Raw genomic sequence first — 19,983 nt, forward strand, 5'->3', positions numbered from 1 at the left:
ATATGGGTACTCATAAAGAGCCTTTTATGTTGAGGGCTAATGTAAAGCAAGGAGTATTATTAAAAGAATTAAATAAACGAACTCAGGATCATTTGCAACAATGTCTGCCCTATCGCAATATGATTCACCATATGTCAGTGTTTCCATGTGATCATCTGAATGAGCTCCCTTTTTTACCTGTTCAAGTATTTAAAATGCTTGACTTATATTCTGTTCCGAAAGAAAGCATTGTGAAGACTTTAACTTCAAGTGGGACAACAGGCCAACAGGTATCAAAGATTTTTTTAGATAAAGATACATCTGTTAAGCAGACAAGAGCGTTAGCTTCGATTATGACATCATTATTAGGAAAGAAACGCGTACCGATGATTATTATAGATAGTAAGAGTGTAATTAAGAACCGTCAAGCCTTTAGTGCGAGAGGAGCAGGAATTGTAGGTTTCTCAAACTTTGGAAGAAAGCACTTCTATTTATTAGATGAAGAAATGAATATTGATTGGGACGGTTTAGAAGCATTTTTAAGAGAGCATAAAGGTGAGCAAATCTTTCTATTTGGATTTACTTTTATCGTTTGGCAATATTTTTTACAAGCTTGTCAGAAGTATAATCGGTCTATTGATTTATCAAAAGGTGTTCTTGTTCATGGTGGTGGCTGGAAAAAGCTTAAGGAAGAGGCTGTTTCTAATGAACAGTTTAAAGAAGCATTGTTTAACCAATTTGGGTTAAAGCGAGTTCATAATTACTATGGAATGGTTGAACAAGTGGGTTCCATTTTTATTGAATGTGAGTATGGTCATTTTCACACTCCAGATTTTGCTGATATTATTGTTCGTGATTCACTTACGTATGAAGCTCTACCAGTTGGTAAACAAGGGCTTTTACAAGTAGTGAGTACATTGCCAAAAAGCTATCCAGGACATAGTCTTTTAACAGAGGATGTTGGAGTTCTGCTCGGAGAAGATACATGCTCGTGTGGTAGGTTAGGAAAATTTTTTCAAATAGAAGGGCGTTTACCGAAAGCGGAGGTTAGAGGTTGTAGTGATACGGTTGCATACGACCAGAAGGGAGCGAGAGGATGAACGTTTTATTTCCAAAAGAATTAAAAATAGATTGGAAAGAACATATCCAAGAAATGTCCTCTATCCCTGTATTAAAGCCTTTTTCTCCAGTTGTGTTAGATTTCTTACAGGATTTATCTCGCGTTTTAATGAAAGATGCTGTGATGAGACAATATCCTGAAATGGTTGCTTTAGGGTATTGGTTGAGGAAAGCACGAATTTATGAGATGAAGAAAGATTTCCACAAACAAAATGAAAACAAAGTGATAAAAGCACGAGGTACTGTCTTGCATTTTGCTCCGTCTAATGTGGACACTATTTTTATTTACTCTTGGGTGATATCTTTATTAGCGGGGAACACAAATATAATAAGAGTTTCAAGAAGAGAAAATGTACAGCTTGAACGATTGGTCGACCTATTAGTTCATTTGCTAGATCAAGAAGAGTATGAAGCCATTAAGAATCGAACATGTATATGTCGATATGAGCATGATATGGATGTAACTGCATTCTTATCTCAGTATTGCCATTGTCGAGTCATTTGGGGAGGGGATGATACAGTTCGTACGATTCGCTCGATTCCTCTAGCCCCTCTTGCAACAGAGCTTGTCTTTGCAAATAGGTTTTCAAGTGCGGTTCTTTCGGCAGAATCTGTTTTACACCATTCAGAAGAGCAGCTAGGGAAGTTGGCACATAAATTTTATAACGATGCATTTTGGTTTGATCAGTTAGCTTGTTCATCACCTAGGTTAGTTGCCTGGGTAGGTAAGGAGCAAGATATTCAAGAGGCAAAAGATCGTTTTTGGAAAGCTTTGCTACATGAAATCGATATGCAAGAGTATGCTATTTCTCCAGCTGCTAAAATGCTGCGTACTTCAACAGCGTATGTCTATGCTGCAACGAATGCGATAGAGAAACTTGAAACTCCTCTATCAAGTGAAATTATGCGTCTACATACTAGTGATTTATCCGCTACGATTAGAAGTCAGCACTGTGGTATGGGGATGTTTATAGAAACAGACCTTGCTCATTTGGATGAATTGCTATCGTACATCAGAGATGAAGATCAAACGATTACTCATCACGGGTTTGAAAAGATAGAACTTATACAGATGGTTGAGAAAGCAAGTGGTAGAGGGATTGATCGTCTTGTCCCTGTTGGACAAGCCCTACAATTTAATCATGTTTGGGATGGTTATAATATGTTTATGTACTTCACAAGAGAAATTGATATTTCAATTTAGATAGGAGCGATTTTGTGGAGTTTCTAACGATAAAAGAAGAAGACTTAGAAATGATTCTACGCTGGCGAAAAAGTGAATTTGTTACACGTTTTATGTTTACTGATATCGAAGGAACTATGAAGCAACAAGAAGAGTGGTACCAAAACCTGCAAAAGGATAGAAATAGTATGTATTGGATTGTTGCTTCGAAAGGCAAGAAGCTAGGTCTTGTATCGCTTAATGATATACATTGGTCGCATAAACATGCGAGCTGGGCATTTTATATAGGTGAACCTAAGTATAGTATGATAGCAGGGATGATCGGCCCTCACTTATACAATTACGCTTTTTATGAATTAGGGCTTTTAAAGCTAACAGGTGAGGTTATGGAAGGAAATGATGCTGTTCGAAAGATGCACAAATCTCATGGTTGTAGAGAGGTCGGTTGCTTGAAGAAGCATATATATAAATATGGTACGTTTCATGATGTATATATTTATGAAATGCTAGCAGCTGATTGGGAGAAGAAGCAAGAAAAGTTAAAAAAACTATTTCCTAAAGTAGAGCAAACTACACCTAACTAATTGGAGAGGGATCCGAAATGAAAACCATCATCATCATCCAAGCTCGCATGGGCTCAAGCCGATTGCCTGGGAAAATATTAAAACCTTTAGGAGAGCATGCTGTATTAGAGTATGTTGTTAACCGCTGCAAACAGGTCAATGCCGATAAAGTCATTGTCGCAACCTCTACTCTTCCACAGGATGATCAGATTGAGCTGTGGTGTAAGCACCAGCAAATTGATTGCTTTCGTGGTTCAGAGCAAGATGTTCTTTCTCGATATATGGAATGTGGCAAATTGTATGAACCGGATTATGTGATGCGAGTCACTTCTGATTGCCCGTTCGTTGATTATGAAATGGCAAATGAAGTGATTGAACAGATGAAGCTAGAGCCAGCTGATTATGTGAAATTAAATGGTGAGTTGCCACGAGGGTTAGCAGTGGAGCTGTTTGCTTGGTCGGCTCTACAATATATTGATCAACACGGCACTGCTGAACGACATAGAGAGCATGTTACTTATTATGGGTATGAATATGCTGAACAATTTAATGTGACGACTTATGAAGCGCCTTTAGATAGATGTAAACCTAAGCTGCGTATAACATTGGACACGGAAGAAGATTATCAGCTTTGTCAGAGGGTAGCAGAGCATTTCAGTGGGGATATGCTTGTTTCAGCAAAAGAAGTCGTACGTTATTTAGATGAGCATCCCGATGTGGCTAAGTTAAATGCTCATATTGAACAGAAACCAGTTGTTTAGAAGGAAGTGGAAGGCAAATGAACGTCTGTATACGAGTGGATAGTTCTGAACAAATAGGAACAGGTCATGTATTTCGTTGCCTTACTTTAGCGAAGCAACTGTGTGAACAAGGCTCTCATGTGACATTTGCGCAAAGGATACAGAATGGAGATATGCTTTCTTTTTTACGGAAGCAGCAATATGAGGTAATTGAGCTTACTGATGTACAGGATTGGGATGAAGAGAAGGATGCCAATCATTTTTTACAACAGATTGATAAAGATTTCGATTGGGTCATAGTCGATCACTATCAGCTGTCTCACGCTTGGGAGACGAAAGTAAGAAATGGTTTACAGGCTCGAATAGCTGTCATTGATGATTTAGCCAATCGAAAGCATGACTGTGAACTTTTATTAGATCAAAATTATTTTCGTCATTATGAAAGGCGCTATATGAAGCTCGTTCCAGATCATTGTAAGCTGTTTTTAGGACCTGCTTACCTTCTATTACGTGATGAATTTAAGAGTGCGAAGCATAGCTCTTTCGACGAGAAGCGGATATTAGTCTTCTTCGGTGGAAGTGATCCAACAAATGAGACAGAAAAGGTCCTTCTTGCGTTAGAACAGAGTGAGGTAGAAGGCTGGGAAGTTGATGTTGTCGTTGGAACGGCTAACCCAAACCGTGACAAGATTCAAAGAGAAGCAGATCGTCTAGGGTATCATTATCATTGTCAAATTGACTATTTAGCTGATTTAATGAGTCGGGCGACGTTTTCGTTTGGTGCTGGTGGAGTTACGATGTGGGAGCGTTGCTATGTTGGTCTCCCATCCTATGTGACAATCGTAGCAGAAAATCAAAGGCAATCAACAATGGATGCAGATGCCTTTGGAGCTGTTAAGCTAATTGGTTGGCATGATGACGTAGGAGTCGAGGAGTATGTTCATGTACTACGTGAGGCTTTTAACCATGAAGAAGGTTTAAAGGACATACGGCAGAAAGGCTGGGACTTACTAAAAAGCTCGAGAGAAAGTGATATCCATCCTGTTGTCCTCGAAATGTTGAAGTGGAAATCGAATGAGAGGTGTTAAGAATGAAACAGTTTCATATTAATGGCCGAGAAATTGGTTCACATACAGCGCCATTTATTATAGCTGAAATGTCTGGTAACCATAATCAGTCGCTTGAAAGAGCTTTATCGATCGTGGAAGCGGCAGCCAACGCTGGTGTTGATGCAGTGAAGCTTCAAACGTATACAGCAGATACGATGACTCTTGATGTAAAGGAAGGAGCCTTTTGGATTGAAGATGATTCAAGCCTTTGGAAAGGCAATTCGTTGTATCAGTTGTACCAAGAGGCTTATACGCCATGGGAATGGCATGAAGCGATCTTCAAACGTTGTGAAGAATTGGGGATCATTGCCTTTAGTTCTCCTTTTGACGAGAGTGCGGTTGATTTTCTTGAATCGATTGGTGCCCCAGCTTATAAAATTGCCTCGTTTGAAAATGTTGATTTACCGCTTATAAGAAAAGTCGCAGCAACAGGGAAACCTGTCATCATATCAACAGGAATGGCAACTGCAGCGGAAATTGATGAAGCTGTACGTACAGCAAGGGAAGAGGGATGTGAGCATTTGGCTTTATTAACGTGTACGAGTACATACCCAGCGACTCCGGAAAATACGAACTTAAGAACGATGCCACATATGAAGGATTTATTTCAATGTGAAGTAGGACTCTCAGATCATACGATGGGCGTAGGGGTTGCAGTTGCGAGTGTTGCGTTAGGAGCAACGGTTATTGAAAAGCACTTTACATTGTCACGAGCGGATGGTGGAGTGGATTCTGCCTTTTCTATGGAGCCGGATGAAATGGCGTTGTTAGTATCTGAAACGAGGAAAGCGTGGCAAAGCTTAGGGGTCATTCATTACGGGCCAACAACAGCAGAAAAGCCTTCCTTAAAGCATAGGAGATCATTATACTTTGCTGAAGATCTGAAGGTTGGAGAAACATTAACGACCAAAAATGTTCGAGCGATCCGTCCTGGGTTAGGTTTGCCAACAAAATACCTTGACTTCGTTATGGGCAAATGTGTAAGACAAGCTGTAAAAAAAGGTCAACCCGTTTCATTTGATGTGTTGATGGAAGAAGGAGAATCAAAATCATGAATGTACTAGTAACAGGTGGAGCTGGCTTCATCGGTCGTTGGGTTGTGAAAAGACTGTTAGATGAAGGCCATCAAGTAACAGTTTTAGATGACCTTTCCAATGGTCAGGAGCGTAATATTGAGGAGTTTCGTTCACATCCGTGCTTTGTTGAATTTGTAAAAGGTGATTTAAAGGATGAAACGTTATTAACAAAGCTGTTTGCAGGCGGTGAGTTTGAGCTTTGTTATCATTTAGGGGCATCTATTAATGTACAGGATTCGATCGACGACCCACGTACTACGTTTAATAACGACACGGTTGGGACTTTTTATATGATGGAGCAGTGTCGAACGTATAACGTGAAAGTGGTCTTTATGAGTACATGTATGGTATATGATCGCTGTTTGGATGAAGAAGGAATTACAGAGGAACATCCAACGAAGCCAGCCTCCCCTTATGCAGGCGCAAAAATCGCTGCGGAGAACATGGTGCTATCTTATTATTATGCGTATGATCTCCCCGTGGTTGTTGTCCGTCCCTTTAACACATATGGCCCCTATCAGAAAACAGGTGGTGAAGGTGGCGTGATTGCGATCTTTATTAAGAAAAAACTAGATGGTGAAAACGTGCATATTTATGGAGATGGTACGCAAACACGTGATTTGCTTTACGTGGAAGATTGCGCAAGATTTGTAGTAAATGCAGGTTTTCACGATGAGGTGAACGGGGAAATTGTAAATGCTGGTTTAGGTAAAGACATTACAATAAATGATTTAGCCTATCAAATTGTTGGTGATAAGCAGCGAATTAAACATGTAGAGCACATCCACCCTCAAAGTGAAATTCAGAAGCTGTTGTGCAATTATAAGAAAGCTTCCAGCCTAATGAATTGGCAGCCAGAGATTTCATTAGAGGAGGGCATTAAGCGCACAGAGTCATGGATTAAAGAGGGACACCTTGATGGTTAAATTGGCGATTGATGGTGGTGCACCGGTTCGTGATTCATTTCTTCCTTATGGGAAGCAATCAATTGATGAGAAGGATATTGAGTCCGTTCTATCGGTCATTCGAAGTGCAATGATTACGCAAGGACCGATGATTGAAAGGTTTGAGCGGAAAGTGGCTAAATCTGTAGGGGCAAAATACGCTGTTGCGTTTTCCAATGGAACAGCTGCTCTTCATGCGGCTTATTATGCAGCTGGATTAACAAAAGGAGACGAGGTGATCACGACCCCGATCACGTTTGTCGCAACCTCAAACGCAGCCTTATATGTTGGAGCAAAGCCGGTGTTTGCTGATATAGATGAACAGACGTATAATTTATCCGTTGACCAAGTAGAGAAGAAAATCAGTATCAATACGAGAGCGATTGTTTCAGTAGATTTTGCAGGGCAACCGGTTGAATATGACCGTTTTCGTGCATTAGCAAAAAAGCACAATCTAGTTTATATCAGTGACGGAGCTCATTCGCTAGGAGCCGATTACAAAGGGAAGCCAGTAGGAACTCAAGCAGATATGACCATGTTTAGCTTTCACCCTGTTAAGCCTGTGACGACAGGAGAAGGCGGAATAATTGTGACAGATAGTCCTGAATATGCAGAACGTTTAACGTTATTTCGTTCTCATGGAATAAAAAAAGAGGGACTATTTGATTATCATGGCCCATGGTACTATGAAATGCATGATCTCGGTATGAATTACAGAATGACAGATATACAAGCTGCACTAGGATTTACCCAAATGGATAAATTGGATTCATTTATGAAGAGAAGAAGAGAGATAGCTACACTCTATTCGGAGTCCTTTATTGAGGAAAAAGGAATTGAGATACCGAATACGCATCCTGATGTGTTATCTGGTTGGCATTTATATATTGTAAGGTTTAATACAAAATGCTTTTCTGTTGACCGGAGAGTGATTTTCGAGGCGCTTAGATCAGAGAATATCGGTGTTCATGTCCATTACATACCCGTTTATTTACAGCCCTACTACCAACAGCTTGGCTATGATGCGGACTGCCCAAATGCCAATGATTGGTATGAAGAAGTCATAACGTTACCGATCTTTCCGTCAATGACGAATAGAGATGTGACTGATGTCATAGAAGCCGTGAAAAAGGTGGTTCATTATTATAGATTAGATGCTTAACGAATTTCGTTAGGCTTTTTCTTTTCAATTTACTTAATAAAAGTAAGCAGCAAGCCGATATAATAGAAAAATGAGCGAGTTTAGGAGGAAAAGTGGATGAGTATCCAAACATCAAACTCGTCAATTACAACATCAAGTGTATTTTCACATAAACCATTGACGAATGAAGCCGTAGAAGTAGTACATCATGATTTAAAGCAAAAAGAATCAGTATTACCGAAAGTAAAGGAAGAACGCTATAGTAGACATTATTTAGAAGAGCAAGTTGAAGTCATGAATGATTTCTTAGATGTAAGTCAGAAATCGTATAAATTTCATATACATGATGATTTAAATCGTCTGTATGTTCAAGTAGTAGATAGACAAACAGAAGAGGTTATTCGTGAAGTGCCTCCGGAAGATTTTCTCGATATGTTTGCTTCTATGCTGAAGCAGGTAGGGTTGCTAGTTGATAAACGGATTTAATCTAGGAGGGAATTAAATTATGGTAATGAGAATGACTGGTTTTTCCAGTGGGATGGATATTGAACAAATCGTTAGTGATTTAATGAGAGCTCGTCGTATTCCAGTTGACAAGCTAATCCAAGACCGTCAAACGATTGAATGGAAGACAGAGGATTATCGTGAGATCAACCGTAAATTAAATACGTTTCATACAAGTATATTTGATACGATCTTACGACCATCAAATATGCTCGCTAAAACCGTTTCAAGTACCAATTCCGGACTAGTGTCAGCTACTGCTAATTCAGAGGCTGGTAATATGTCACTACGAATTAGTCAGGTGACACAGCTTGCTACAGCAGCATCTAACAATAGTACAGGACGGATAACACAAGAAGGCGAACAGCTTTCTACAACTCAATTTCTAATGGATCAGCCATTTAATGCTGATAATGAAACTGTATGGAAAAAAGGGATTGTAAGGGATGAGACGATTAGAATGTCTTCTACTTCAAATGTTGTTTCCTTAGATCCTGGTGATGAAACGATTGTGAATCCTGAGGATGCTGTTGTGAAAGTGAACGGACGTCTATATCATATTACGGAAGATGCGAGTGACCTAGATGGGCCTGATGGAGAACAGTTAGTCTATTTTAATGCTAACGAAGGTACATTGCAGTTTAAGAATGATATTGCGAGAGAAGCGTCTGTATCTGTTACTTATATAACAGAAGCACCAGAGGATGCCACTCATGCCGCTTATCATTACACAACTGGAAATGTGACAACGTATGATCGGAATGGCGAAATAAATGATAAATTTGTTGTTAGAGGAAATCAGTCATTAACATCAGTATTTAATCAATTGAATCGTTCATCGGCAGGGGTTAATGGGTTCTATGATCAGGAAACGGGAAAAGTGTCCGTATCAAGGACTCAAACTGGTCAATTTAATCCAAATGCAGAGGGAACAGAAGGTTTTACGGGCGAGATGAGATTCGATGGTGCTTTGTTTAATGACTTATTCAAACTTGACTCAGAGCAAGAGACAGCGGCAAAAAATGCAACATTTACAATGAATGGACTGGAAACTTCTAGACAGTCTAATACGTTTACAGTTGCAGGCATGACCGTTACGCTTAAGGAAGAATTTACTCAGGAAGTAACTCTTAATGCCTCTACTGATACGGACCGAGTAATGGATACGATTAAAGGGTTTGTTGATGAATATAATGAGCTTTTGGATCATATTAGTGGCAAGCTAAGTGAAAGCCGTAATCGTGATTTCAGACCTTTAACAGATGAGCAGCGAGCAGCGATGTCTGAAGATGAAATAGAAAAATGGGAAGAACAAGCTCGAAGTGGATTGTTGAGTAGAGATCCTGCACTCAGATCCATCCTTGATAAAATGAGAATGGATATGTATAGTCCGGTTAATGGCGAACTTGAAACGGTATTTAATCAATTAGCGACTATCGGTATTACGACTACTCAAAATTACCTAGACGGTGGTAAGTTAGAAATTAATGAAGAAAAGTTGCGTCAAGCCATTGAAGCCGATGCAGAAGGTGTCTTCCAATTATTTGCGGGTGGAGAATCAGATGGTCCAGCTAATGAGCAAGGGATTGCACGACGAATCAGAAACTCTGTCGATAATGGAATTACAACGTTAGCTGAACGTGCAGGTGGCTTTAAAGGGAAGATGCAGCCACATCAGTATACGTTAGGACGTAATTTAAATGATTTAAATGATCGTATTTCCGACTTTGAACGTAGATTGACAATGGTAGAAGACCGCTATTGGAGACAATTTAATGCGATGGAAGCAGCAATGGCAAGAGCCAATCAACAGGCAGAAACGCTATTTTCTGCTTTAATGCCTATGCAATAAGGATTTTAATTTAGGAGAAGGGTGAATTCGTATATGACAACTCAGTTACAGTCAGTTTATAAACAAAATTCAATGCAAACCGCTTCACCTGGGGAATTAACACTAATGCTATACAATGGTTGTTTGAAATTTATAAAACAAGCAAATAAAGCAATTGAGGAAAATAATGTTGAAGGTAGAAGTCATTCTATTCAACGAGCCCAAGATATTATTCGTGAATTAATGGTCACATTAAAAACGGACTCAGAAGCTGCTGAAAATATGATGAGGCTTTATGATTTTATTTTAAATCGTTTAATAGAAGCTAATGTTAAGAATGATGCAAAGGCTTTGCAGGATGCAGAGGAGCTTGTCATTCAATTTCGCGATATGTGGAAAGAAGTCATTCAGTTAGATCGTAAGGAGAGACATGGTGAAGGTGGAAAAGCCTAATGTCGTTAGTTAAAAAAATTCATGAAGAATCTCAAGTATTATTGATGTTTTTGAAGACTGCTTTACCAGAGGACCCCGATAAACGTGATCAGTTTATAAGTGAATTAGAGACGAAGCTAGATGTTAGAGAAGCTCTCATTAAGCAGATTGAATGTCCGCCAATAACGGATGAAGAAAAGGAATTAGCGAAAGAAATAATCATAATGAACGACGAGATATCAGAATTACTCGTATCTAAAAATCGAGAAATTCAGCGAGATATTGAACAGACGAAAAGAAAGAAACAAACTGGACGCAAATACGAAAATCCATATGATGGCCCAACATCAGAAGGGATCTTTTTCGATAAGCGTGGGGTTTGAATGAGAGAAGCTCGATTTCAGCATAGAGATATGTTGAGGTCGAGCTTTTTTGCATAATCAGAATGAGTGATTTTAGATTTTTATTTTTCGGGTATAAAGGGTATGGATACAAACATTTTAGGACGTGTTTAAACAAGGAGAGATTCTTCACCCACTCTTAAAGAAAGAGGTGGAAACATTTCGTGGTCGTGGGAATCCGCAAAAACGGGTTTCAAAGCTACCATGCTTGTGTGATAGCACGGTCTCAATATGACGTCAGTCTCGTTTCAATTTAAAGAGCTCGAGTTCATTCTCTGCGATTTTATATGTTTGGAATGCTAATCTTCCTTCAATGTCTGTGAGTCTGGATGTAACCTCTGAATGAAACTCGGATAGTTTACCTGTTTGTTCATAGATGAGATTTTGTTTGTTCTCGATGCGTGAGGTCGTCTCATTTAATTGCTTTAAATTGCTTTCCATCTTGGTTAAACGTTCATTCGTTTGGGTTAGACGTTCATTCGATTTTTGTTGCTCCACTTTCATTTCGGTCATTTCAGCTAATATTTGCTTCAATAGTTCCTCGCTCATTGGTTATCCTCCTTTTGATATTAAAGTTTAGTCAGTTTTATTGTATAATGTTTTGCACTTTTTTCTGTCATGTCCTGATTGTTGATAGTATTTCTCCGACTATCTCTCTAACATAATAATCAAAATTGTGAGAGTTTTCTATCTTAGTGCTGTATTCTCCTGCAAGTTATTCAATTATTGCGACATTTACTGATTTGCTAGATATCATTGAGATCTTTTACAATAGGAATATCGGAGTTCTATCTATTTTCTATATCCAAACGTACTAATTTTATATCAGTAAGCAACTTATACTTTCTTACTACTATAGCACATTATGATTTGATGTAGAATTGAAAGATTATATAGATCACGTTGACGACTCAAACGTTTTATCGACCTGCAATAGGAACAGCTCGGATTGTGGAATATGATGGTTAAATTGTTGTGTTTCAGTAGGTCACGTGTTGTATGGGAATCCCCATTCCCTTATTTCTCCTTTATTTCATTTATTCATGTTTTGACGGTTCCTCATTCCTCTATTTCGGTTATTAAGGTTTTATTTGGTCCCATATAGCTCAAATAGAGGAATGACGATTACACTTTCTTCTCTGGAAGCGGGTTTTCCTTGATTTAGAGGAATGAGAATTACCTTATTGGAGTAAAAGTCGTCACGCGTTATATACGTATTTTATAAATGAAATCAATCTACAAAATATTAACCCCATTGTAATGGCATCGTGCGGTGGCATAGGAAAAGGCTGCTACGTAGATGTATAAAATGGCTAAACAGCTTTCGTCTCCGTTTTTTCTTTTCAAAGCTCAATGATTTTATTGAATTTTAACAGAAATGAAACCGATTTCGGAAGAGTGATTTTGTGCTATACTATAGCTAAAAGCTAAGAAGGCCACTGAAAAGGACATATCAACTTTTCAGTAACTTTGATTTGTTAGTAATGGCTACATTCGTTGCTCGCTCTGTACGAGAAAACCAACCGAATCAAGCTTTTCAAAAAGACAACAATTTAGCATATTACTAAAAGGGAACCGGAATTTTAATGCCCTTAAGCTAGTAAGGAGAGGTTTGTATGAAAAAGGGTGTGACGATTTACGACATTGCAAAAGAGGCTCAAGTGTCACCAGCTACCGTTTCAAGAGTTTTGACAGGCAATGCGAAAGTAAAGCCGGCGACGATGAAGAAGATTACAGCTGTGATCGAGAAATACAACTTTAAGCCGAATGGATTAGCGAGAAGTTTATTGCACAAGAAAACCAAAATGATCGGATTTATTCTGCCAGACATTAACCATCCCTTTTTCTCGACATTTGTGTTAAAAGGGGAAGCGCATGCACTTGATGCAGGTTATACATCTTTTGTTTGCAACACGATGAATGATAGTGAAATGGAATCGAAGTATTTACATGCATTGTTAGAAAAACAAGTCGATGGGATTGTGTTCTTAGGTGGGCGGATTAATGCCGTTGATGTGAATCCTGCATATGTCGATGAGATGAATACAATCATGGAGCGCGTTCCTGTTCTGTTTGTGAATGGACAAATGCCAGGGGTGGATGCACATATTGTGCGAACAGATGAAGCCTTAGGTGTTCGGCAGCTAGTTGAATTGTGTAAAAATTATGGGCATCAAAAAATAGGTTTTCTTGGTGGTGTTTTCGGGATTACATCGACAGAAATGAAGATTGAAACGTTTAAAGAAGAGCTGAGGAAGCATGGAATGGATGTTGTCGATGATTGGGTGATTGCTTCTAACTTTACGATTGAATCAGGGGAGGAAGCGGCTGCGAAGCTGATGAGTTTAGATGAAAAGCCAACAGCCGTCATCTGTGTCAATGATTTTGTTGCGATGGGTGCCATTAATCTGTTTCAGAAGCATGGTTTATCCGTCCCGGATGATATGTCTGTCGCTGGTTTCGATGATATTTATTTAGCGCAGCATTTTCCGCCTGGAATAACGACGGTTTCGCAAAATTATGATCAATTAGGGAAAATGGCAATCAATCAATTAGTTGATTTAATCGAAGAAAAAGAAGTGTCAAAGGAGACGATCGTGCCTACTTCATTAATCATTCGCAATTCTTATAAATCCATACCAAAAATGAATTGACAACATAGGATTCATCTATGTTACGATAAATGAAACGGGTTTCATAATTGTGAAAGTGAAATCGGTTTCAAATGATAGTAATATTGGTGAAAAGCCACAGCATATTTTTATAGGAGAGCTGAGGGGACGACATGAAATATGAAGAGATGATGAGCAAGCTTCATTCATATGCACCGATCGAAAATTGGTTCTCTTCGCATGAAGGGAAGGAACGGTTTTTTCAACAAATTCAAATAGAGAAAACGTATCAAACGATTCTGGAAGAAGTGAAAATGGAGACGGTTCGACTAAGGTCGTCAGAAATACCGGACCTCCCCTACTCCCTTTTTAAACTCTTTTCACAAACAGGCTCACGGAAAGAATACGAAGCTGCTTATTTTGAAAGAAGACGACGATTAAATACGTTTGCGCTGATGGTATTGATTGAGCCTAAGAATGAGGAGAATCTAGCAAACTTGCATGAGATCATTTGGTATATTTGTAATGAGTATTCGTGGTGCTTGCCAGCGCATATGTCTAATGATGATGAAAGCTCACGTCGTATCCAAGAGGATAAGCCAGAAATGAGAGAGATTGATCTATTTGCCTCTGAAACAGCTTTTGCGCTCACCGAAATCGCAGTTTTACTCGAACCATCACTCGATCCTCTTATTCGAAAACGAATAAAGGAGGAAGTGAGAAGACGCGTTCTGCAGCCTTTCTATTATTATTCCTACCACTGGGAACAGGCGGATCATAATTGGGCTGCGGTTTGTGCTGGTTCGATTGGAGCGGTAGCGATTTATAGTCATGGAGATGATCATGAATTTGCGACAATTTTAACAAAGGTTATGAAGGCGATGGAATCGTATTTGTCAGGCTTTTATGATGATGGTGCTTGTTTAGAGGGATACGGCTATTGGCAGTATGGATTTGGGTTTTATGTCTATTTTGCCGACTTATTAAAAAAGAAAACAGCCGGACAGATTGATTTGTTGCAGTCTGAGAAGGTGCATCAGATCGCCTTGTTTCAGCAAAAGGCCTTTTTGACTGGGAATCGAACTGTTCGTTTTTCTGATTCAGTTGCAACAGGAAACGTTTGGTTAGGACTGACACATTACTTGAATCAACGGTTTTCGGATGTCGATATACCGAAGAAGGAGTGGGGGGCGAAGTATACGGATGATCATTGCAGTCGCTGGGCTCCTGCTATTCGAGAAATTCTTTGGCTTCAAGCTGATGTGAAAGGAAAGCCGTGGTTGCCTCAAAGCTACTATTTAGAGAAAACGCAATGGTTTGTATCAAGGTATGAAGTGAATGAAGAATTGTATGCGTTTGCAACAAAGGGTGGTCATAATGATGAACCTCATAATCATAATGATGTTGGGCAATTCATCCTAGCATGTGATGAGGACATCTTTCTCACAGATTTAGGAAGTGGGGAATATACAAAGCGTTATTTTAGCAAAGAACGTTATTCGTATTTGTGTAATGGTTCTCACGGGCATTCGGTGCCGATAGTAAATGGTCATCACCAAAAGGCTGGTTCTCCTTATCGAACTAGCTCATTTCACGTTGTTGAGAATGAGCAGTGTGATGAGGTTGGAATGGAATATGCTGATGCTTACGGTTTGGATTATGTCCGTCAGCTTGAAAGATCATTTAAGTGGGAGAAGACGTACTCACCGGCTTTAATCATTGAGGACATGTATTCAGCAGACCGACCTGTTTCATTTGTTAGTCGGTTTATGACACAGATTCAAAAGATAAAGAAAGTAGTCGGAGCTGTTCTATTAGTAGGGAATGAACAGTGCTTACGAATCACATATGACGAACAGCTTATTCAAGTTCAGGAGAACGTCTTAACATTTTCCAATCATTTTGGTGAAGAAGAGCAAGTTGTTGCATTGGATTTTACAGTAAGAAGACCGATGGATGAGGCACACATTCATTTCGAATGTCGATTTGAGAAGAAAGGGTGAAGGGAAATGAAAGAGCAACAGTGGGTAGAGGAAGCATGGTCACAGATTACGGCGAAATTAGACAGAACCTCGAAGAAAATTGGAGCGCGGTTTCCTCATGTGAGTGTAGATGGTACATATGAGTGCGCTGATCCGCATTGGTGGACGGCGGGTTTTTGGCCTGGACAGCTTTGGCTTGTGTATCGTGAAACGAAAGACGAGTCGTTTAAGGCAATTGCGGAGAAATGTGAGCGGCAATTAGATGATGTGATTACGGGTTTTGATCGACTTGATCATGATATGGGATTTATGTGGACGTTAACAAGTGTCGCTCGCTATAAGCTGTTAGGGGAAAAAGATTCACGGCGTCGGGCGTTATTAGTCGCGAATTTGTTAATGGGGCGGTTTAATGCGAATGGGAATTATATTCGTGCGTGGAATCCGTGGTTTGAAGGGGATGAAAATACAGGCTTTGCGATTATTGATTGTATGATGAATTTACCGTTATTGTTTTGGGCTTCAAAAGAGACAGGCGATCCACGCTACAAAGCGATTGCTACTCGTCATGCGCATACGGTATTGGAGCATTTTATCGAAGAGGATGGATCTGTCCATCATATTGTCAACTTCGACCCAGTGACAGGTGAGCGTGTCGAGTTTGTTGGCGGACAAGGCTATGCCCCGCATTCAGCTTGGTCAAGAGGGACTGGGTGGGCGGTCTATGGCTTTGCCCTCGCATATGCTCATACGAATGATCACAAATACTTGCAAGCAGCGAAGAAGGTCGCTCATTTCTTTATCGCCCATTTACCTGATGATCATGTTCCATATTGGGACTTCCGCTTACCTGATGAGGTTCCTCATTACCGTGATTCCTCAGCAGGAGCGATTGCCGCTTGTGGCTTATTGTTATTAGCTGATCAAGTCGCAGCTCAGGATGCAACACCATATAAGCGTGCTGGTGAGCGGATTTTACGGTCATTATATGAGAATTATAGTGCTTGGGAAAATGAAAATGAAGATGGCCTGATTCTCCATGGAACAGGTCATTACCCTGAACAAAGTAATGTCGATAAGCCACTCATTTACGGTGACTATTATTTTGTTGAAGGGATTGCAAGGCTACGAGGGAATAAGGAGTTATTTTGGTTATCTTAAAATGTCGAAGAGAAGAGGGATCTTGATGCTAAAACGTGCAAATAAATTTCAGTATACCCCACCGGAGAATGGCTATCCTGAGTGGAACAACAATCCAGAGATTTTTCAGTTAAATCGTTTACCTGCTCATGCGACAGCGATTTCATATCTTTCGGTTGAAGAAGCTTTAAAAGGAAAGAGAGAGTCTTCACCTTTTTATGAATCATTAAATGGTACGTGGAAATTTCACCATGTTGAGAAGCCATCAGATCGTAGCCTAACATTTTATCAAGCGGATTATGACCATAAGCAATGGGATGGTATACAAGTACCTGGACATTGGCAGTTGCAGGGCTATGATTATCCGCATTATACGAATTTACGGTATCCGTGGGAGGAGCGTGAGGATATTAAGCCTCCTTTTGCCCCAACAGAATACAATCCAGTCGGGCAATATGTTCGAACGTTTATCGTTCCTGACCAATGGAAGGATCAGCCTGTTTATATTAGCTTTCAAGGAGTCGAATCGGCGTTTTATGTGTGGGTGAATGGGGAGCTTGTCGGTTATAGCGAGGATACGTTTACACCTGCTGACTTTGACCTGACGCCTTATATACAAGAAGGAGAGAATAAACTAGCGGTTGAGGTTTACAGATGGTGTGATGCAAGTTGGCTTGAGGATCAGGATTTTTGGCGGATGAGTGGTATTTTCCGTGACGTTTATTTGTATTCAACGCCTGTTTCTCATGTCGAGGATTTTTTTGTGCGTACTGATCTAGACCAGCAATATCGCAATGCTCACTTATACATTGATGCAGACGTCTCTCATTACAATGAAGAGTCATTATTAGGATTAACGTTAAAAGCAACGCTGTTTGATTGTGACGAGCGAGAGGTTGTGAGTGCTGAGTCTGCTGTTGATGGTGGGAAAGTGTCGATTCAAGCCTTTGTTGAAAATCCAGAAAAGTGGAGTGCGGAATATCCGAATTTGTATACGCTCGTATTAGCATTGGAGGATCAGTCTGGAAATCTCATTGAAGCACAAAGCTGTCGAGCAGGCTTCCGTGCTGTTGAGATCAAGGATGGATTGGTGAAGGTGAACGGTCAGCGTGTTGTCTTTAAAGGAGTTAACCGTCATGAGTTTGCTGCAGACAAAGGACGCGCTGTTACGTATGAGGATATGGTTCATGATATTCAGTTGATGAAGGCGTACAATATTAATTCTGTTCGTACATCACATTATCCGAATCATCCGCTTTGGTATGAATTGTGTGATGAGTATGGGTTGTATGTCATTGATGAGACGAATTTGGAGACGCATGGAACGTGGAAATATGGGCAGAAGGAGCTTGGAGAAACCGTTCCAGGCAGTCGACCTGAGTGGACAGATAATGTCATCGATCGTTGTAACTCAATGCTTCAGCGCGATAAAAACCATCCGTCCATTGTGATGTGGTCTTTAGGGAATGAATCGTTTGGTGGGGATAATTTCTTGAAGATGAGTCAGCATCTAAAAGAACAAGACCCAACACGCGTCATCCATTATGAAGGGACGTTCCATTATCGGAAATCTGATGCAGCCTCAGATGTAGAAAGTACGATGTATATTCGTCCTCGTGCTGTTGAGGAGTATGCGAAGCAAGCGGAACGAGGCGAAAATGAAGGGAAGCCGTATATTTTATGCGAATACAGCCATGCGATGGGCAATTCGTGTGGGAATTTGTTTAAATATACAGAGCTATTTGATCAATATCCAATCTTACAAGGTGGATTCATTTGGGACTGGAAGGATCAAGCGCTGAAGACAAGGACTTCCGAGGGGATCGAGTATTTAGCATATGGCGGTGATTTTGGTGAATCTCCCACCGATGGTAACTTTTCAGGGAATGGTTTAATTTTTGCTGATGGCCAAGTAAGTCCGAAATTAGCTGAAGTGAAAAAATGCTATCAAAATGTTCGGTTGCATGATGTCGATATCGAAAATGGGCGAATTCAAGTGAGTAATCTCTTTTTGTTCTCCAATTTAGCCGATTATGTACTAACATGGCAGCTGCTAAAGGATGGAGAAGAGGTGGCTAGCGGTGAGCAGGTAGTGGACATTGCTGCGGGTGAGTCGCAGGAAGTAAAGCTCGAGGGCTTCGAGGCGATTCAATCAGAGCAGTCTGAATATATTGTAACCGCATTATTCGTCTTAAGGGAGAATAAGAGCTGGGCGAAAGCTGGCCATGAGGTGGCGTTTGAGCAATTTGTGTTAACGACTGTTGAAGATAAGGCAAATATTAAGCAGGAAGAGACTGTTCAAGTAAGGGAGGCTGCCGAGTTTGTAACATGCGAAGCAGGGGAAGCGCTGATTCGTTTTCAACAGGAAACAGGTGAGATGATTTCGTATTCGTTTGCGGGCGAAGATCTAGTGAAGTCAGCGCCTATTCCTTACTTCTGGCGAGCTATGACAGATAATGATCGTGGAAATAAGCTTCATGAGCGTAGTCAAACGTGGCGACAGGCTAGTGAGGGACGAGAACTGACCTCTTTTACTTTTTCAGAAGAAGCTGGTAAGGTCGTCGTTGAATCGACATTCGCCCTGCTTACGACGAGTAAATCAATGTGCAAGGTCGTTTATACGATTTTCGGTGATGGTACGGTTCGGGTGAGACAGCAGCTTGTTCCAGGTAAAGACTTACCTGAAATTCCAGCTGTCGGTATGTTGTTCACAATCGATCGGGACTATCAGAATCTAACGTGGTACGGTCGAGGACCACATGAAAGCTATTGTGATAAAAAGACAGGAGCAAAGCTAGGTGTCTATGAAGGAAGTGTGGAAGAGCAGTTTGTTCCGTATTTAAAGCCACAAGAAAGTGGTAATAAAACAGATGTCAGGTGGGCAACTCTTGTGAATGATCGTGGAGTCGGATTGATGATAAAAGGGTCTCCGACGATTGAATTTAGTGCATTACCTTACACGCCAAATGAGCTTGAGAAGAACGATCATTCTTACAAGCTTCCAATAAGTGAACAGATTTGCGTCCGTGTCAATGATCAGCAAATGGGTGTAGGTGGAGATGATAGCTGGGGAGCGATTACGCATCCAGAGTTTACACTGTATGCCGATAAGACGTACACATTTACGTATGAGTTAAAAGGGTTTAGGAAATAATAATAAGCCAGGAGCTCGTGGGAGTTTCCTGGCTTATGTTACTTCAACATATACGGAGAGAAAACGACAAATTTTG

At 40.2% G+C, this 19,983-nt stretch carries 17 protein-coding genes; 16 read left to right on the forward strand and 1 reads right to left on the reverse strand.

Translation table 11 applies throughout. From position 1 onward, the window contains the following. The first annotated feature begins 2 nt into the window (after positions 1–2). From MW695_RS16510 to fliT, 12 genes are all read left to right on the forward strand, one after another. Positions 3–1,079: a LuxE/PaaK family acyltransferase gene (locus tag MW695_RS16510; protein WP_247106511.1), complete on the forward strand. Its 1,077-nt coding sequence runs from the start codon at positions 3–5 to the stop codon at positions 1,077–1,079. Next, entirely contained in the window at positions 1,076–2,302 is a 1,227-nt protein-coding gene (locus MW695_RS16515) for an acyl-CoA reductase (RefSeq protein WP_247106513.1), read from the forward strand. The genes MW695_RS16510 and MW695_RS16515 overlap by 4 nt, the downstream gene beginning before the upstream one ends. 14 nt (positions 2,303–2,316) lie before the next feature. Continuing rightward, positions 2,317–2,865, forward strand: a complete 549-nt coding sequence (gene pseH, locus MW695_RS16520; protein WP_247106515.1) for a UDP-4-amino-4,6-dideoxy-N-acetyl-beta-L-altrosamine N-acetyltransferase — start codon at positions 2,317–2,319, stop codon at positions 2,863–2,865. 17 nt (positions 2,866–2,882) lie between these two features. Then, complete coding sequence (locus MW695_RS16525) at positions 2,883–3,605, forward strand: cytidylyltransferase domain-containing protein (RefSeq protein ID WP_247106517.1); 723 nt, start codon at positions 2,883–2,885, stop codon at positions 3,603–3,605. A 17-nt stretch (positions 3,606–3,622) separates the two neighbouring features. Further along, on the forward strand, positions 3,623–4,672 hold the full coding sequence (gene pseG, locus MW695_RS16530) for a UDP-2,4-diacetamido-2,4,6-trideoxy-beta-L-altropyranose hydrolase (RefSeq protein ID WP_247106519.1): 1,050 nt from the start codon (positions 3,623–3,625) through the stop codon (positions 4,670–4,672). Positions 4,673–4,674: 2 nt separating this feature from the next. Then, positions 4,675–5,748 (forward strand): pseudaminic acid synthase, encoded by a 1,074-nt coding sequence (gene pseI / locus MW695_RS16535; RefSeq protein ID WP_247106521.1) that lies wholly within the window; start codon positions 4,675–4,677, stop codon positions 5,746–5,748. Then, the gene (locus tag MW695_RS16540) at positions 5,745–6,695 is read left to right on the forward strand and encodes a dTDP-glucose 4,6-dehydratase (RefSeq protein WP_247106524.1); all 951 of its coding nucleotides are present in this window, start codon (positions 5,745–5,747) and stop codon (positions 6,693–6,695) included. Before pseI ends, MW695_RS16540 begins: the two co-directional genes overlap by 4 nt. Next, positions 6,688–7,875 (forward strand): UDP-4-amino-4,6-dideoxy-N-acetyl-beta-L-altrosamine transaminase, encoded by a 1,188-nt coding sequence (gene pseC / locus MW695_RS16545; protein WP_247106526.1) that lies wholly within the window; start codon positions 6,688–6,690, stop codon positions 7,873–7,875. The genes MW695_RS16540 and pseC overlap by 8 nt, the downstream gene beginning before the upstream one ends. Before the next feature lie 96 nt (positions 7,876–7,971). Then, on the forward strand, positions 7,972–8,340 hold the full coding sequence (locus MW695_RS16550) for a flagellar protein FlaG (protein ID WP_247106528.1): 369 nt from the start codon (positions 7,972–7,974) through the stop codon (positions 8,338–8,340). A gap of 19 nt (positions 8,341–8,359) precedes the next feature. Next, positions 8,360–10,210, forward strand: coding sequence for a flagellar filament capping protein FliD (gene fliD, locus MW695_RS16555; RefSeq protein WP_247106529.1), 1,851 nt, complete (start codon positions 8,360–8,362; stop codon positions 10,208–10,210). Between the two features lie 33 nt (positions 10,211–10,243). Further along, on the forward strand, positions 10,244–10,642 hold the full coding sequence (gene fliS / locus MW695_RS16560; protein WP_247106531.1) for a flagellar export chaperone FliS: 399 nt from the start codon (positions 10,244–10,246) through the stop codon (positions 10,640–10,642). Further along, positions 10,642–11,004 carry a flagellar protein FliT gene (gene fliT, locus MW695_RS16565; RefSeq protein WP_247106532.1) on the forward strand — a complete coding sequence of 121 codons (363 nt, stop codon included), beginning with the start codon at positions 10,642–10,644 and terminating at the stop codon, positions 11,002–11,004. The genes fliS and fliT overlap by 1 nt, the downstream gene beginning before the upstream one ends. A gap of 255 nt (positions 11,005–11,259) precedes the next feature. Here the strand turns inward: fliT and MW695_RS16570 are convergent, their stop codons facing one another. Beyond that, a complete protein-coding gene (locus MW695_RS16570; RefSeq protein ID WP_247106534.1) occupies positions 11,260–11,571 on the reverse strand; it encodes a hypothetical protein in 312 nt (103 codons plus the stop codon). A 1,067-nt stretch (positions 11,572–12,638) separates the two neighbouring features. On the opposite strand from MW695_RS16570, the gene MW695_RS16575 reads away from it, so the two are divergent. The 4 genes from MW695_RS16575 to lacZ all read left to right on the forward strand — a co-directional run bounded on the left by MW695_RS16575 (position 12,639) and on the right by lacZ (position 19,907). Next, a complete protein-coding gene (locus MW695_RS16575) occupies positions 12,639–13,676 on the forward strand; it encodes a LacI family DNA-binding transcriptional regulator (RefSeq protein WP_247106535.1) in 1,038 nt (345 codons plus the stop codon). A 131-nt stretch (positions 13,677–13,807) separates the two neighbouring features. Further along, positions 13,808–15,637, forward strand: a complete 1,830-nt coding sequence (locus tag MW695_RS16580) for a heparinase II/III family protein (RefSeq protein WP_247106536.1) — start codon at positions 13,808–13,810, stop codon at positions 15,635–15,637. A gap of 6 nt (positions 15,638–15,643) precedes the next feature. Continuing rightward, positions 15,644–16,774: a glycoside hydrolase family 88 protein gene (locus tag MW695_RS16585; RefSeq protein ID WP_247106538.1), complete on the forward strand. Its 1,131-nt coding sequence runs from the start codon at positions 15,644–15,646 to the stop codon at positions 16,772–16,774. 25 nt (positions 16,775–16,799) lie between these two features. After that, entirely contained in the window at positions 16,800–19,907 is a 3,108-nt protein-coding gene (gene lacZ, locus MW695_RS16590; protein ID WP_247106540.1) for a beta-galactosidase, LacZ type, read from the forward strand. Positions 19,908–19,983 lie beyond the last annotated feature (76 nt).

The sequence above is a fragment of the Halalkalibacter sp. APA_J-10(15) genome (genome assembly GCF_023017105.1).
Taxonomy (GTDB): Bacteria; Bacillota; Bacilli; order Bacillales; family Bacillaceae_D; genus Halalkalibacter.